Source organism: Rhodococcus sp. NPDC058505, assembly GCF_042720095.1.
Classification (GTDB): Bacteria; Actinomycetota; Actinomycetes; order Mycobacteriales; family Mycobacteriaceae; genus Rhodococcus_G.
On sequence record NZ_JBHXNB010000004.1, the window covers coordinates 216,445 to 230,787 of the forward strand.

The 14,343-nt window shown below is 71.1% G+C and carries 12 protein-coding genes and 1 riboswitch; of the genes, 8 read left to right on the plus strand and 4 right to left on the minus strand.

Features of this window, described 5'->3' with window-relative positions:
• Window positions 1–13: 13 nt before the first annotated feature.
• A complete protein-coding gene (locus ACFWPA_RS05240) occupies window positions 14–1,183 on the minus strand; it encodes a homoserine O-acetyltransferase (protein WP_378569752.1) in 1,170 nt (389 codons plus the stop codon).
• Window positions 1,180–2,484 carry a bifunctional o-acetylhomoserine/o-acetylserine sulfhydrylase gene (locus ACFWPA_RS05245; protein ID WP_378505972.1) on the minus strand — a complete coding sequence of 435 codons (1,305 nt, stop codon included), beginning with the start codon at window positions 2,482–2,484 and terminating at the stop codon, window positions 1,180–1,182. Before ACFWPA_RS05245 ends, ACFWPA_RS05240 begins: the two co-directional genes overlap by 4 nt.
• 135 nt (window positions 2,485–2,619) lie before the next feature.
• Window positions 2,620–2,736: riboswitch (SAM riboswitch) on the minus strand.
• Between the two features lie 126 nt (window positions 2,737–2,862).
• Here ACFWPA_RS05245 and ACFWPA_RS05250 point away from each other — a divergent pair.
• Window positions 2,863–4,257 carry an amino acid permease gene (locus ACFWPA_RS05250; RefSeq protein ID WP_378569753.1) on the plus strand — a complete coding sequence of 465 codons (1,395 nt, stop codon included), beginning with the start codon at window positions 2,863–2,865 and terminating at the stop codon, window positions 4,255–4,257.
• A gap of 58 nt (window positions 4,258–4,315) precedes the next feature.
• On the plus strand, window positions 4,316–4,945 hold the full coding sequence (locus tag ACFWPA_RS05255) for a hypothetical protein (RefSeq protein ID WP_378505974.1): 630 nt from the start codon (window positions 4,316–4,318) through the stop codon (window positions 4,943–4,945).
• Between the two features lie 19 nt (window positions 4,946–4,964).
• On the opposite strand, the gene ACFWPA_RS05260 is transcribed toward ACFWPA_RS05255, so the two are convergent.
• Window positions 4,965–5,282, minus strand: coding sequence for a hypothetical protein (locus ACFWPA_RS05260; protein WP_378505975.1), 318 nt, complete (start codon window positions 5,280–5,282; stop codon window positions 4,965–4,967).
• Between the two features lie 116 nt (window positions 5,283–5,398).
• Between ACFWPA_RS05260 and ACFWPA_RS05265 the strand changes: the two genes are divergently transcribed.
• Both ACFWPA_RS05265 and ACFWPA_RS05270 read left to right on the plus strand, forming a co-directional pair.
• Complete coding sequence (locus ACFWPA_RS05265; protein WP_378569784.1) at window positions 5,399–8,197, plus strand: DEAD/DEAH box helicase; 2,799 nt, start codon at window positions 5,399–5,401, stop codon at window positions 8,195–8,197.
• Complete coding sequence (locus tag ACFWPA_RS05270) at window positions 8,194–8,907, plus strand: SWIM zinc finger family protein (RefSeq protein WP_378569754.1); 714 nt, start codon at window positions 8,194–8,196, stop codon at window positions 8,905–8,907. Before ACFWPA_RS05265 ends, ACFWPA_RS05270 begins: the two co-directional genes overlap by 4 nt.
• Before the next feature lie 50 nt (window positions 8,908–8,957).
• Here ACFWPA_RS05270 and ACFWPA_RS05275 read toward each other — a convergent pair whose 3' ends face one another.
• Complete coding sequence (locus ACFWPA_RS05275) at window positions 8,958–9,467, minus strand: hypothetical protein (protein ID WP_378569755.1); 510 nt, start codon at window positions 9,465–9,467, stop codon at window positions 8,958–8,960.
• A 200-nt stretch (window positions 9,468–9,667) separates the two neighbouring features.
• Here ACFWPA_RS05275 and ACFWPA_RS05280 point away from each other — a divergent pair, with 200 nt between their 5' ends.
• Genes ACFWPA_RS05280 through mmsB form a run of 4 tightly spaced genes read left to right on the plus strand, consistent with a single transcriptional unit; the run spans window position 9,668 to window position 14,337 of the window.
• On the plus strand, window positions 9,668–11,206 hold the full coding sequence (locus ACFWPA_RS05280) for a CoA-acylating methylmalonate-semialdehyde dehydrogenase (RefSeq protein ID WP_378505978.1): 1,539 nt from the start codon (window positions 9,668–9,670) through the stop codon (window positions 11,204–11,206).
• 10 nt (window positions 11,207–11,216) lie between these two features.
• Window positions 11,217–12,368 (plus strand): acyl-CoA dehydrogenase family protein, encoded by a 1,152-nt coding sequence (locus ACFWPA_RS05285; RefSeq protein WP_378505979.1) that lies wholly within the window; start codon window positions 11,217–11,219, stop codon window positions 12,366–12,368.
• Window positions 12,365–13,438: an enoyl-CoA hydratase/isomerase family protein gene (locus tag ACFWPA_RS05290; protein WP_378505980.1), complete on the plus strand. Its 1,074-nt coding sequence runs from the start codon at window positions 12,365–12,367 to the stop codon at window positions 13,436–13,438. The genes ACFWPA_RS05285 and ACFWPA_RS05290 overlap by 4 nt, the downstream gene beginning before the upstream one ends.
• Complete coding sequence (mmsB, locus tag ACFWPA_RS05295; RefSeq protein ID WP_378505981.1) at window positions 13,435–14,337, plus strand: 3-hydroxyisobutyrate dehydrogenase; 903 nt, start codon at window positions 13,435–13,437, stop codon at window positions 14,335–14,337. Before ACFWPA_RS05290 ends, mmsB begins: the two co-directional genes overlap by 4 nt.
• The last annotated feature ends 6 nt before the right edge of the window (window positions 14,338–14,343 follow it).

The window sequence follows — 14,343 nt, forward strand, 5'->3', positions numbered from 1 at the left end:
GTCGACGGATCCGCTATCGGACCCGGCAGCCCGCCCGATGCGCCCGCGCCAGGGCCATCGTCTCGCCGAGCAGGGTGGTGACCCACGCAGCCTCGGTGAGGAAGCCGTCGTGCCCGTCCTTCGAATGCACCACCCGCAGGCCCTCGCAGCCGGCGAGGTGGTCCGCGATCTCCCGCTGCTGCCACAGCGGATACAGCCGATCCGAGTCGACCCCGCCGACGATCGTCGGCACGGTGCACGCCGCAAGGGCTGCTTCCACGCCGCCGCGGCCGCGGCCGACGTCGTGCCGGTTCATCGCCTCGGACAACAGCACGTAGGTGGCCGGATCGAAGCGGGTGACCAGCTTCGCCGCCTGATGCTCGAGGTAGCTTTGCACCGCGTAGCGGCCACCGTGGCGCGGGTCCTCACCGTCCTGCGCCGCGTTCCGGAACCGGGAGTCGAGTTCGCCCTCGGTGCGGTACGTCAGGTGCGCGATGCGGCGGGCGATGCCGAGACCGGCCTCCGGCGAGCGTCCGGTGCCGTGGTAGTCGCCGCCCTGCCAGTCGGCGTCGGCGGTGATGGCCGCCATCTGCGTGGTCTGGGTGCCGATCTGGTCGGCGGTGGCGCGGGCGCCGACCGCGAGGACGAGCGCGGCCGTCACCCGGTCCGGGTGGCCGACGATCCACTCCAGGGTGCGCATGCCGCCCATCGACCCGCCGAGGACGGCCGCGAACCGCTCGATTCCCAGCCGGTCCGCGAGCGCCACCTCGGCGGTCACCTGGTCGCGCACCGAGATCCCCGGGAACCGGGACCCCCACGCCCGCCCGTCCGGGGCTGGCGTCGCCGGGCCGGTGCTGCCGCGGCACCCGCCGAGGACGTTGGTGGCGACGACGCACCACTCGTCGGTGTCGATCGGCGCGCCGGGCCCGACCATGCCGTCCCACCAGCCGGGCGACGGGTGGTCGGCGGACGCCGGGCCGGTGACGTGCGAGTCGCCGGTCAGCGCGTGCTCGACGAGAACGATGTTGTCCCGGGCCGCGGTGGGCGTGCCCCAGCATTGGACCGCGAGCACGACGTCGGGCAGCACGGCGCCGCTCTCGAGGGTGAGCGCGCCGATCGGGATGTGCGTCAGCCGCCCGTCCGGCGGCGGGAACCCCGCGGGGGTGCCGGCCGGACGGGCGCCCGAGACGGAGCCGACTGTCAAGAGTTCGCCGCCGCGAATCCGGTCTCGAGGTCGGCCAGGATGTCGTCGATCCCCTCGATGCCGACGGCCAGCCGCACCAGTCCGGGTGTGACGCCGGAGGCCAACTGCTCCTCCGGGGACAGCTGGGCGTGGGTGGTCGAGGCGGGGTGGATCACGAGCGAACGCACGTCGCCGATGTTAGCGACATGACTGTGCAGCGTCAGGGCATCGACGAACTTCTTGCCTGCCGGGGCGCCGCCCTCGAGTTCGAACGCGACGATCGCGCCCGGACCCTTCGGGATCAGCGCCCGCGCCCGCTCGTGCCACGGCGAGCTCGGCAGCCCCGCATAGGAGACGGACGTGACGTCCGACCGGGCATCCAGGAACTCCGCGACCCGCTGCGCGTTCTGCACGTGCCGTTCGATCCGCAGGCTCAACGTCTCGATGCCCTGGCTGATCAGGAACGCGTTGAACGGCGACACCGCCGACCCGAGGTCGCGCAGCAGCTGCACGCGGGCCTTGAGCGCGTAGGCGGGCGCACCGAGGTCCGCGAAGACGGCACCGTGGTAGCTGGGATCGGGGGTGGTGAAGCCGGGATGCCTGCCCTGCGTCCAGTCGAAGGTGCCGCCGTCGACGATGACCCCGGCGATCGCGGTGCCGTGGCCGCCGAGGTACTTCGTCGCCGAGTGCACGACGATGTCCGCGCCGTGCTCGAGCGGGCGCAGCAGGTACGGGGTGGCGACCGTGTTGTCGACGATCAGCGGGATCCCCGCCGCATGCCCGACCGCGGCAATCCCGGGGATGTCGAGCACGTCGTTGCGCGGGTTCGAGATGGACTCGCCGTAGAACGCGACGGTGGTCGGGCGGATCGCGGCCCGCCACTGCTCGAGGTCGTCGGGGTCCCCGACGAACGTGACCTCGACGCCGAGCTTCGCGAGGGTGTAGTGGAAGAGGTTGTAGGTGCCGCCGTACAGCCGCGGGCTGGCGACCACGTGGTCGCCAGCACCCGCGAGGTTCAGCAGCGCGAACGTCGTCGCGGCCTGCCCGGAGGCGAGCAGCAGCGCGGCGACGCCGCCCTCGAGCGCGGCGATCCGCTGCTCGACCGCGTCCTGCGTCGGGTTCATGATGCGGGTGTAGATGTTGCCGGGTTCGGCAAGCCCGAACAGCGCCGCGGCGTGGTCGGTGCTGTCGAAGGTGTACGAGGTGGTCTGGTAGATCGGCAGCGCCCGGGCCTTGGTGGTGGCGTCCGAGGTCTGCCCGGCATGGATCTGCTTCGTCTCGAAGCTCCACCCTGCCGTCGGATCGATCGTGTTCTCACTCATGGGTGACTCTGGCTCCAGGGGTGTCGGGAGATGGGGCGCGTCTCCGGCGCCGAGGGCTGATCGGGCCTATCTGCGACAACAACACATGGTGAACCTCCGGTGGGTCGTGGCCCTGTCGGTGGGTCCGTCCCAGCGGACCCGCGCTTGTCATCCGACGTGTTCTCGAACAACCAGGTCATCACCCGGGGCACCCCACCGCGGATGGAGGGTTGCCGACCAGCGAGCCGGGGCTTGGCACTGGCACTCATGACCTGGCAGCGATCTTAGCGTCAGCGGTCGAACCCGCGGCATCGGGGCGGAGCCGCGATCGGGTGACCCGCGTAACACGACTAAAGTCCTGGTCGCACGCATGCCCGACCAGTCTGGGGGATTTCCGCAGTGAAGGACGCCGCGTCGGCGCTGACCCGGGGTTTGTCGGCCCGCCACATCCGTTTCATCGCGCTCGGCTCGGCGATCGGGACCGGACTGTTCTACGGCTCGGCCGAGGCCATCGAGAAGGCCGGACCGTCGGTGCTGCTGGCGTACCTGATCGGCGGCGTCGTCGTCTACATCGTGCTGCGGGCGCTCGGTGAGATGGCGGTCCGCAACCCGGTCTCCGGCTCGTTCGGCGAGTACGCAGGCAAACACCTCGGACCGCTCGCCGGATTCCTGACCGGCTGGACCTACACGTTCGAGATGATCGTCGTGTGCCTCGCCGACGTCACCGCGTTCGGCGTCTACATGGGCTTCTGGTTCCCCGATGTCCCCCGCTGGATCTGGGTGTTGGCGATCGTGTTCTTCATCGGGGCACTGAACCTGCTCAGCGTCAAGGTGTTCGGCGAGCTGGAGTTCTGGTTCACCCTGGTCAAGGTGGCCGCGATCATCGCGATGATCGCGGCGGGCGTTGCGATCCTGATCTTCGGGTTCGGCATCCACGACACCTCCGAGGGGGTGAGCAACCTGTGGGCCGAGGGCGGCTTCTTCGCGAACGGCTTCGGCGGGTTCGTCGCCTGCTTCGCGATTGTCATGTTCGCGTTCGGCGGCACCGAGATCATCGGCATCACCGCCGGCGAGGCCGAGGATCCGGCCCGCACGATTCCCCGCGCCGTGAACACGGTGCCCGCGCGGATCATGCTGTTCTACATTGCGACGCTGGCGGTGATCATGGCGATCACCCCGTGGCATTCGGTCGGCACCGAGGGCAGCCCGTTCGTGCAGATCTTCGAGGGCCTCGGGGTTGGGCCGGCCGCGGCCGTGCTGAACGTCGTCGTCATCACCGCGGCCCTGTCCGCGATCAACAGCGACATCTTCGGCGCAGGCCGGATGATGTACGGCATGGCGCAGCGCGGTCAGGCGCCTGCCGTGATGACGCGGGTGACCCGGGCCGGGGTGCCGTGGATGACGGTGGTGGTGATGATCGGCGCGCTGCTGGTCGCGGTGCTGTTGAACTACCTGATCCCCGAATCGGTGTTCCTCGTCATCGCGTCGATCGCCACCTTCGCCACCATCTTCGTGTGGGTGATGATCCTGCTGTCGCAGTACCGGTCCCGCCGCCGGATGAGCGACGCGGAGGTGGCGGCGCTGACCTTCCCGGTCCCGCTGTGGCCGTACGCGCAGCTCGCGGCGCTCGCGTTCCTCGGCTTCGTGATCGTGGTCCTCGCATTCGACGCCGACACCAGGGTGGCCCTCGTCGTTGGTGCGGTGTGGTTGGTCGGTCTCGCGCTGGCGTACCTGCGGTTCGTCCGGCCCGCCGGTGACCGGCCGGATCCGGTTCCCGCCGACCAGCCCCGATGACACCGCTACCCTGAGCGGCGCCGGGCACCCGGTGACCACCGACCGGGAGGACAACACCGTGCCAGGAACCGGACGATCAGCGAGCGGGCTGGCCGCCCTCATCCCCGTCGCGGTGCTGCTCGGCGGGTGCGGCACGCCCGACGGCGACACCCACGCGGACGGGCCAGCCAGGGGCGGCACGTGTCAACGATTCGAGTCGTTCTCCGGGCAGCTCGTCGTCGGCAACCCGGACGCGGCGCCCCCGACCCGGGTGCTGGTGCCGGTGGAGCCGGGGGCGGCGCTGCCGCAGCCACCCGACCTTCCGTCGCTGGTGTCGATCGGGGTGGACCGGGAACCGGGCCGCGACAGCGTCGTCCTCGAACTCGGGGGCGACGGCACCACGGGGTGGGCCGCCCGCTTCGTGCAGATGCCGCTGCTGCGGGGGACGGACGACCCCGTCGCGGTCCCCGGGGCGTGCATCCTGCAGGTCGACCTGACCGGGATCGACCCCGGCCAGCCGGGGGAGGGCGGCGGTCCGACCCGGATCACGCCGGACGGCGACGCGACCTCCCCGGTCGTCGAGGTGCTGAGCTATCCGACCGGCGACGGGGTGAAGCAGGTCTTCGTCGGTACCCGCAGCGGTGCCCCGGAGGTGACGGTCGGGTCGGTCGACGCCCGCCGCGCGATCACCATCACGATCTCGTCCTAACCCGCATCCTGGCGGCGCGTCACGGCAGCGGGAACCGGGTCGCGGCAAGGGAGGCGTAGTCGGTCCCGTCGTGCCCGACCATCCACGAGCCACCCTGCTGGTGGCAGGTAGCGACCACATCGAAGGCCTTCATCAGGAACAGGATCGCGTCCTCGGCGTTCGGCGCGAGGGCGAGCTGATGGGATTCACCGGGCCGGGCCATGTCCAGCCAGACGCCCCGGTTGCCGTCGAGTCGCATCCCGAGCACGTGGGTGACGTCGACGAACTGGTACTTGCGGTGCTGCCACGGCGTGCTGTGCGAGTAGCCCTGTTCGAGCACCTGAATCAGAATCGTCATCGCTGCCGGCCTCCAGCGTCATTATTCCGCCGGCCGCGGTCGTAAATCCAGGTGTCGGGCCCGGGTGATTGGATGGTCCGGTGGTGCACGCGCTGTGGTCCCCCGGGTCGGGCCTGATGCTCTGGCGCGACGCCGCAGCTCCCGGCGACGCCGCCGATCTGCCGTCGCCGCTGCCCGGTGTGTTGGGTCGCCGGTTCCGGCACCGTGCCACCGTCGCACTGCCGAACGGCGACGGCACCGTCGCGGAGGTGACGGTGCCCGCGTTGGCGTTGGCGCCGCCCGCCGCCGCCTCCCTGCTGCTCGGCCTGCCCGCCGCCGATCCCCGGCTGTCCGGCGACCTCCGCTACCTGATCCACGTCGCGCGGGGGGTGTGTCGGTGGGCGGAGGCCGGGCGGGTGGTGCCGGACCTGCGCCGCGAGGACGGCCAGTGGTGGGTGCGGTGGCGGCTGCTCGGTGGCGACGGGCAGCGCGCGTGGCTCGCCGAACTCGCGGTCGCGATGCCCGGCGTGCTGCGCGCCGCCGGTGGCAGGAAGGCCCTCGAGGCGTTCGTGGAGACGCTCACCGATCCGATCGTGCGGGGCCGGCTCGCGGGCCGGGACGCCGGCCATCCGCTGTTGCACGCGCTGCTCACCGACACCCCGCTCGCGGTGGCCGACGCGGGCGGGGCGGCGCAGGCGGAGGCCCGGCTGACCCGATGGCGGGAGTCGGCCACCGCGCAGGAACCGGATCTGGTGCTCCGACTCCTCGAGCCCGACGACTCGGGGGACGATCCCGAGGACGCGCTGTGGCGGCTCGAGGTGTGCCTGCGTCCGGCGGGGGAGGCGCCGGCACCGGTCCGGCACACCGACCCGGACGGGCTCCGGCTCGCGTTGCGCAAACTCGCGGTCGCGATGGAGGCCTATCCGCGTCTGCGCGCCGTCCCCACCGACCCGGACGGGCTGGACCTGCTGCTGCCGTTGCCGGTGGTCACCGACCTTGTCGCGCACGGTGCCCGCGAGCTCGCCGCCGCCGGGATCGCGCTGCTGCTGCCGAGGGAATGGATGATCGCCGCGCCCTCCCTGCGGCTGACGGTGACCAGCCCGCCGGTGCTGCTCGACACCGACGACCGGGCCGTCGGGCTCGGCCAGCTGCTGTCCTACAACTGGGAACTCGCCGTCGGCGACCTGGTGCTCACCGCCGCCGAACTGGACCGGCTCGCCAGCTCCGCCTCGGATCTGGTCCGGCTGCGGGGTCGCTGGGTGCAGGCCGACGGGGCGGCGCTCGCGAGGGCCGCGAAGTACGTCGGCGCACGACCCGATGACGCTTCGACGCTGGGTGGCCTGCTCGCCGAACTCGGGTCCGGCCCGCCTCCGCTGCCGGTCGACGAGATCGCGTCGACGGGATGGGTTGCGGCGCTGCTCGATTCCCGGTCGCGTCCCGAACCGGTTGCCGTCCCGGCGGGGCTGGCCGCGACGCTGCGGCCCTACCAGCGGCGCGGACTGGACTGGCTGGCGTTCATGTCCAAGCTCGGGCTCGGTGCGGTCCTCGCCGACGACATGGGGCTCGGAAAAACGGTGCAGGTGCTGGCGTTGCTCGCCCACGAGCGGGAGACGGCAGGCCGGACACAGCCCGATCCGGTCCCACCGACGCTGCTGGTGTGCCCGATGTCGGTGGTGGGTAACTGGCAGCGCGAGGCGGCGACCTTCACCCCGCGCCTGCGGGTATACGTCCACCACGGCGCGGGCCGACTGCGCGGCGACGCGCTGATCGCCGCGGCGACCGGACACGACCTCGTCGTCACCACCTATGCGCTCGCCGCCCGCGACCGCGACGTGCTGGGTGGGATCGGCTGGGGGCGGGTGGTTCTCGATGAGGCGCAGCACGTGAAGAACGCGGGGACGGCGCAGTCGCGGGCGGTGCGCGCGATACCCGCCCGGCACCGGTTGGCGTTGACCGGCACGCCCGTCGAGAACCGGCTAGAGGAACTGCGCGCGATCCTCGACTTCGCGAACCCCGGGCTGCTCGGGTCGCCGCAGCAGTTCCGGGCCCGGTTCGCGGTCCCGATCGAACGCGAACGCGACCAGGCGGCGCTGGCGCGGCTCACCGCGGTCACCGCACCGTTCGTGCTGCGCCGGGTCAAGACCGACCCGGCGGTGATCTCGGATCTCCCGGACAAGTTCGAGATGACGGTGCGCGCCAACCTGACCGCCGAGCAGGCGAGCCTGTACCGGGCGGTGCTCGACGACATGACCCGGCGACTGCGGGACGCCGACAATCCGCGCGCCCGCAAGGGGGTGGTGCTCGCGGCGCTGACCCGGCTCAAGCAGGTGTGCAATCATCCCGCGCACTACCTCGCGGACGGGTCGGCGGTGCTGCGCCGCGGCAGGCACCGGTCCGGGAAGCTCGCCCTCGTCGAGGACATCGTCGACGCCGTCCTCGGGGACGGTGAGCGGGTGCTGCTGTTTACCCAGTTCCGGGAGTTCGGGTCGATCGTCGCGCCGTACCTCGCCGAGCGGTTCGGGGTGCAGGTCCCGTTCCTGCACGGCGGGGTGCCGCGGACCGCCCGCGACGCGATGGTGCGGGACTTCCAGCAGGGCGCGTCGACGACGCCGATCATGCTGCTCTCCCTCAAGGCCGGCGGCACCGGACTCAACCTGACCGCCGCCAATCACGTCGTGCACCTGGACCGGTGGTGGAATCCGGCGGTGGAGAACCAGGCCACCGACCGGGCGTTCCGGATCGGGCAACGCCGGGACGTGCAGGTGCGCAAGCTGCTGTGCGTCGGCACCCTCGAGGAACGGATCGACGCGATGCTTACCGGCAAGGCGGAACTGGCGGACCTCGCGGTCGGGGTGGGGGAGAAGTGGATCACCGAGATGAGTGACGACGAGCTCGCCGCGCTGATGCGCCTCGGCCCCGACGCGGTCGGCGAATGAGCAGCCGTGCGGTGCCCCGTCGGGCGGCCACGCCCGGCTGGGGTCGGTCCCTGCTCGCGGCCATCGAACGCTCCGTCGAGGTGGCCCGCCTCGCGCGCGGGCGCAGCCACGTCCGGGCGGGCCAGGTGCTCGGGACGCGGATCGCGCCGGGCCTCGTGATCGGCGAAGTACAGGGCAGTCAGAACGAGCCGTTCACCGCGACGGTCACGGTCCGCCGCCTCGACGCCGCGGAACTGGGCGAGGTGGTGGACCGGGTCCGCGGCACGCCGGGAGTGCTCGCGTCGGTCGCGGCGGGCCAGGTGCCCGCCGAGCTCGGGGAGCTGCTGCTGCCGACCGGGTCGGGCGACATCGACTTCGGGTGCACCTGCCCGGACCAGGGGTGGCCGTGCCGGCACGCGGCCGCGCTGGTCGCGGTGACGGCGGAGCGGCTCGACACCGACCCGACGCTGCTGCTGACGCTGCGCGGGGTGGACCTTGACACCCTGATCCACGGCGTCGACGACCGCTCCGACGGACCCGAGGATCCGGGGGACTGGTTCGGCGACGCGACGGACCTGCCCGGGCTGCCGCGCCCGCCGATCGCGCCAGCGCCGCAGGAGCTGAACCCGGTGCACCTGCATGCCGCGCTGCGGGCGACCGCCCCCGGCGACCACGACCTCGCCCGGGCCGCCCGCGACCTCGACGACCTCTATTCGACCCTCGGGGGATAGCGCTCGTCGTCATTCCGGTCGGGCCGCCATCGGGTCGGCGGACATGGCGGCTACCGGGGTGCGCCGGAGGGGCAGGAATCGATCGGTGCCTCGACGGTGGCGCTGCCTGCGACCTCGAAGACGAAGGTGACCGCCGCGCTCCGCCCCGGCTGCACCCATTCTTCCAGTTGGTACATCAGCACGTGGATCGGTTCGTCCGGTGCCATCGGCGTGTCGAGCTGCTCGACGGGTTGACCGGCGGCGAGGGCGGACCCGCCGGCGAGGAGGAGCAGATCCGGCGCAGCCTCAATGGTCACCGACTGCGCGGCGTCGCTGGTGATTCCGACCAGGCGATCGGGCTCCCGGCCGGTGTTGACCGCCGTGAAGGACAGTTCCGACGGGCCGTCGCGTTGCATGACGCAGGTTCCGGGTTCGACCGAGGGGGTGATTCGAACGTTCCGCAGGTCGATGCCGCCCACCTCGGCCTGGCTGCCGTACGCGTGCGGAATGTCCTCGACCGGGTTTGCGCCACCCCAGCAGCCGGACACCGTGCCGGCGATCGCGATGGAACCGAGAGTCATCCCTGATCTGCGTCGCATGTTGGTGGGATGACCGTTTCTGGGCGCCGTCAAACATCACGGTCCGGGTGGCTCCGGCTGGTATGCGCGGCAGGTCGGGTCGTACCTCCCGGTGCGCCGATCTAGACATGCATGGACATCCAACTATAGGATGAGCACATATTCGCGAGGATCGCTCACGCTCTCAGTCAGGACGGTTGGTCATGGTTCAGGAACTCACGCACTTTGTCGGCGGCAAGCGCATCCCCGGCAGCTCCGGCAGGTTCGCCGACGTCTTCGATCCCAACACCGGTCAGGTGCAGGCCCGCGTCCCGCTGGCCGACCGCGCCGAGACGGAGGGGGTCATCGCCAACGCCGAAGCGGCGCAGCGGGAATGGGCCGCGTTCAACCCGCAGAAGCGGGCCCGTGTGCTGATCAGGTTCCTCCAGTTGGTGCAGGACGAGATGGATTCGCTCGCCCGACTGCTGTCCTCCGAGCACGGCAAGACCGTCCCCGACGCGCGGGGTGACATTCAGCGCGGCCTCGAGGTCATCGAATTCGCGCTCGGTGCCCCGCATCTGCTCAAGGGCGAATACACCGAATCCGCGGGCACCGGCATCGACGTCTATTCGATGCGCCAGCCGCTCGGCGTCGTCGCGGGCATCACCCCGTTCAACTTCCCGGCGATGATCCCGCTGTGGAAGGCGGGCCCGGCCCTCGCCGCGGGCAACGCGTTCATCCTCAAGCCGTCCGAGCGTGACCCGTCGGTGCCGCTGCGCCTCGCCGAGCTGTTCCTCGAGGCCGGTCTGCCCGCGGGCGTGTTCAACGTGGTCAACGGCGACAAGGAGGTCGTCGACGTGCTGCTCACCGACGACCGGGTCAGGGCGGTCGGCTTTGTCGGGTCCACCCCGATCGCGCAGTACATCTACGAGACCGCCGCCGCCAACGGCAAGCGCGCCCAATGCTTCGGCGGCGCGAAGAACCACGCGATCGTGATGCCCGACGCCGACCTCGACGAGGTTGCGGACGCCCTGGTCGGGGCGGCGTACGGGTCCGCGGGCGAGCGCTGCATGGCGCTGTCCGTCGCGGTGCCGGTCGGTGAGGAGACCGCCGACGCGCTGGTCGCGAAGCTCACCGAGCGGGTCCGGAGGCTGACGATCGGCCGCTCCGACGACGAGGGTGTCGACTTCGGGCCGCTGGTCAGCCGGGACGCCGTCGACCGGGTGAACCACTACATCCAGGTCGGCATCGACGAGGGCGCCGACCTGGTCGTCGACGGCCGCGGCTTCTCCCTCGCGGGCAACGAGGACGGCTTCTTCACCGGCGCAACCCTGTTCGACCGGGTCACCACCGACATGGCGATCTACCGGGAGGAGGTCTTCGGCCCGGTGCTGGTCGTCACCCGCGCCGCCGACTACGAGGAGGCGCTGCGGCTGCCCTCCGAGCACGAGTACGGCAACGGCGTCGCGATCTTCACCCGGGACGGCGACACCGCCCGCGACTTCGCGAACCGGGTCAACGTCGGCATGGTCGGCGTCAACGTCCCGATCCCGGTTCCGATCGCCTACCACACCTTCGGGGGCTGGAAGCGGTCCGGATTCGGCGACCTCAACCAGCACGGCCCGGACTCGTTCCGCTTCTACACCAAGACCAAGACGGTCACCCAGCGCTGGCCGTCGGGCACCAAGGAGCATCCCGAGCTGAAGAGTCGCTCCGTGGACTCCGCTCCCGGCGACCACTTCGTCATCCCGACGATGGACTAGGGCGGCCGGCATGTTCACCCTCACCGACGATGAGCGGGCCATCGCCGAGACCGCCCGCGACTTCGCCGCCGAGTACCTGGCACCCAACGCGATCGAATGGGACCAGACCAAGCACTTCCCGGTGGACGTGCTGCGGAAGGCGGGCGCGCTCGGCATGGGCGGCATCTACATCCGCGAGGACGTGGGCGGGTCGGGCCTGACCCGGCTCGACTCCGTCCGTATCTTCGAGCAGCTCGCGGCCGGGGATCCGTCGATCGCCGCATACCTCTCGATCCACAACATGGTCACGTGGATGATCGACACCTACGGCACCGACGCGCAGCGCCGCCGCTGGGTGCCCGCGCTGGCCACGATGGAGCACCTCGGCAGCTACTGCCTGACCGAGCCGGGCGCCGGGTCGGATGCGGCGGCCCTGTCCACCAAGGCGGTCCGGGACGGCGACGATTACCTGCTCACCGGGGTGAAGCAGTTCATCTCCGGCGCGGGCACCTCGGACGTGTACGTGGTGATGGCCCGGACCGGTGATGCGGGCCCGCGCGGCATCTCGGCGTTCCTCGTGCCGAAGGACGCGGCCGGGCTCTCGTTCGGTGCGAACGAGAAGAAGATGGGCTGGAATGCGCAGCCGACCCGGCAGGTGGTCATGGACGCCGTGCGGGTACCCGCGGCGAACCTGCTCGGCGGTGAGGGCAACGGATTCCGCATCGCGATGGCGGGGCTCAACGGCGGTCGCCTCAACATCGCGGCGTGTTCGGTGGGCGGTGCTCAGGCGGCACTGGAGAAGGCCGTCGCGTATCTCGGTGAGCGGCGCGCATTCGGTGCGCCGCTGGTGAATTCGCAGGCGCTTCAGTTTCAGCTCGCGGACATGCGCACCGAGCTCGAGGCGGCCCGCACGCTGCTGTGGCGGGCGGCGGCCGCGCTCGACTCCGACGCCGAAGGCAAGGTCGAACTGTGTGCGATGGCGAAGCTGTTTGCCACCGACACCGGTTTCGAGGTGGCGAATCGCGCGCTGCAGATGCACGGTGGATATGGGTATCTCGCCGAGTACGGTCTGGAGAAGATCGTCCGGGATCTGCGGGTCCATCAGATCCTGGAGGGCAGCAACGAGATCATGCGGGTGGTGGTCGCCCGCAGCGTGGTGGCAGGAAAGGCGGACGCGACGTGAGCAGCGTGAACGAACCGGAGGTCATCGCGGCGCGGGTCGGCGCGATCGGCAGGCTGACCCTCAACCGGCCCCGCGCGATCAACGCCCTCAACCATGCGATGGTGCGGACGATGGCGTCCGCTCTGCTCGAATGGGAGGCCGACCCGCAGGTCCGGGCGGTGGTGGTGGACGGGGCCGGGGAACGCGGGCTGTGTGCGGGCGGCGACATCGTCGCCATCCACGATGACGCCAAGTTCGGCCGCACCGGCTCCCGCGACTTCTGGCGCGACGAGTACATCCTCAACGCCGCGATCGGCAGCTACCCCAAGCCGTACGTGGCGATCATGGACGGCATCGTGATGGGCGGCGGGGTCGGCATCTCCGCGCACGGCAGCGTCCGGGTCGTCACCGAACGATCGTCGATCGCGATGCCGGAGACCGGGATCGGCTTCGTCCCCGACGTCGGCGGCACCCACCTGCTGTCCCGGGCGCCCGGCGAGATCGGCACCCATGTGGCGCTGACCACCGGGCGGCTGAACGCCGGTGACGCCATCGCGCTCGGATTCGCCGACCACTTCGTGCCGTCGGACTCCCTCGGCCCGTTCGTTGCTGCCCTCGAATCCGGGTCGGTCCCGGATGCGCTCGCCGAGTTCGAACGCCCCGCACCGGAATCCCCGCTGCTCGGGCAGCGCTCCTGGATCGACGCCGCCTACGGTGCCGACACCGTGGAGGAGATCGTCGCCCGGTTGCAGGGCAGCGACGTCCCCGAGGCGCGGAAGGCGGCCGAGCAGATCCTCGGTAAGTCGCCGGTCGCGCTGAAGGTGACGCTGCGCTCGCTGCGCCACGCCCGCACCCTGGGCAGCCTGGAGGAGGTACTCAACGAGGAATTCCGGGTCTCCGTCGCCGCACTCGACTCGCACGACCTCGTCGAGGGCATCCGCGCCCAGGTCATCGACAAGGACCGCACCCCGCGGTGGGCGCCAGCCACCCTCGCCGACGTCACCGCGGCCGACGTCGACCGCTACTTCCAGCCGCTCGGCGACCTCGAACTCGGACTCGCCGCACCCGACCTCGAAGGGGTCCGACCATGACCACCCACCCCACCGTCGCCTTCCTCGGTCTCGGGCACATGGGCGGCCCGATGGCCGCGAACCTCGTCCGGGCGGGCCATGAGGTCACCGGCTATGACCCGGTACCGGCCGCGCAGGAACAGGCGTTCAAGGACGGGCTGACCGTCGCCGATACGGCCGCGGCCGCGGTCGCGGACGCCGACGTGGTGATCACGATGCTGCCGAACGGCAGTCTGGTCCTCGACCTATACGCCGAGATCCTCGCGGTCGCCAAGGCGGGCACCCTGTTCATCGACAGCTCCACCATCGACGTCGCCGACGCCCGCGAGGCGGCGGACCGCGCGCACGCCGCCGGTCACCGCGCCGTCGACGCTCCCGTCTCCGGCGGCGTTGCCGGGGCAGCGGCGGGCACCCTCGCGTTCATGGTCGGCGGCTCCGAGGCCGACTTTGCGTCGGCCCGGCCGCTGCTCGACGTCATGGGCGCCAAGGTGGTGCACTGCGGCGGATCCGGGGTCGGGCAGGCCGCGAAGATCTGCAACAACATGATCCTCGGCATTTCGATGATCGCGGTCAGCGAGGCGTTCGTACTCGGCGAGAAGCTCGGCCTGACCCACCAGGCGCTCTTCGATGTCGCGTCCAATGCATCCGGCCAGTGCTGGTCGCTGACCAGCTACTGCCCGGTGCCCGGCCCGCTGCCGACGAGCCCCGCGAACAACGCCTATCAGCCCGGTTTCGCCGCCGCGCTGATGGACAAGGACCTCGGGCTGGCCGCGAACGCGCTGCGCGCGGCGGGCATCGAGGACGGGCTGGGGCTGCGCGCCGCCGAGCTGTACCACCGGTTCAACACCGAAGGGCATGGCGGTCAGGACTTCTCCGCCATCGTAGGCGATATCCGCAGCCGATCCAGGGACAGTGAGTGAGCACCG

Bases quoted from the DNA above. Each gene is read 5' to 3' on its own strand.
- ACFWPA_RS05245 (WP_378505972.1), bottom strand. From the start codon at position 2,484: ATGAGTGAGAACACGATCGATCCGACGGCAGGGTGGAGCTTCGAGACG.
- ACFWPA_RS05260 (WP_378505975.1), bottom strand. From the start codon at position 5,282: ATGACGATTCTGATTCAGGTGCTCGAACAGGGCTACTCGCACAGCACG.
- ACFWPA_RS05265 (WP_378569784.1), top strand. From the start codon at position 5,399: ATGCTCTGGCGCGACGCCGCAGCTCCCGGCGACGCCGCCGATCTGCCG.
- ACFWPA_RS05270 (WP_378569754.1), top strand. From the start codon at position 8,194: ATGAGCAGCCGTGCGGTGCCCCGTCGGGCGGCCACGCCCGGCTGGGGT.
- ACFWPA_RS05275 (WP_378569755.1), bottom strand. From the start codon at position 9,467: ATGACTCTCGGTTCCATCGCGATCGCCGGCACGGTGTCCGGCTGCTGG.
- ACFWPA_RS05280 (WP_378505978.1), top strand. From the start codon at position 9,668: ATGGTTCAGGAACTCACGCACTTTGTCGGCGGCAAGCGCATCCCCGGC.
- ACFWPA_RS05285 (WP_378505979.1), top strand. From the start codon at position 11,217: ATGTTCACCCTCACCGACGATGAGCGGGCCATCGCCGAGACCGCCCGC.
- mmsB (WP_378505981.1), top strand. From the start codon at position 13,435: ATGACCACCCACCCCACCGTCGCCTTCCTCGGTCTCGGGCACATGGGC.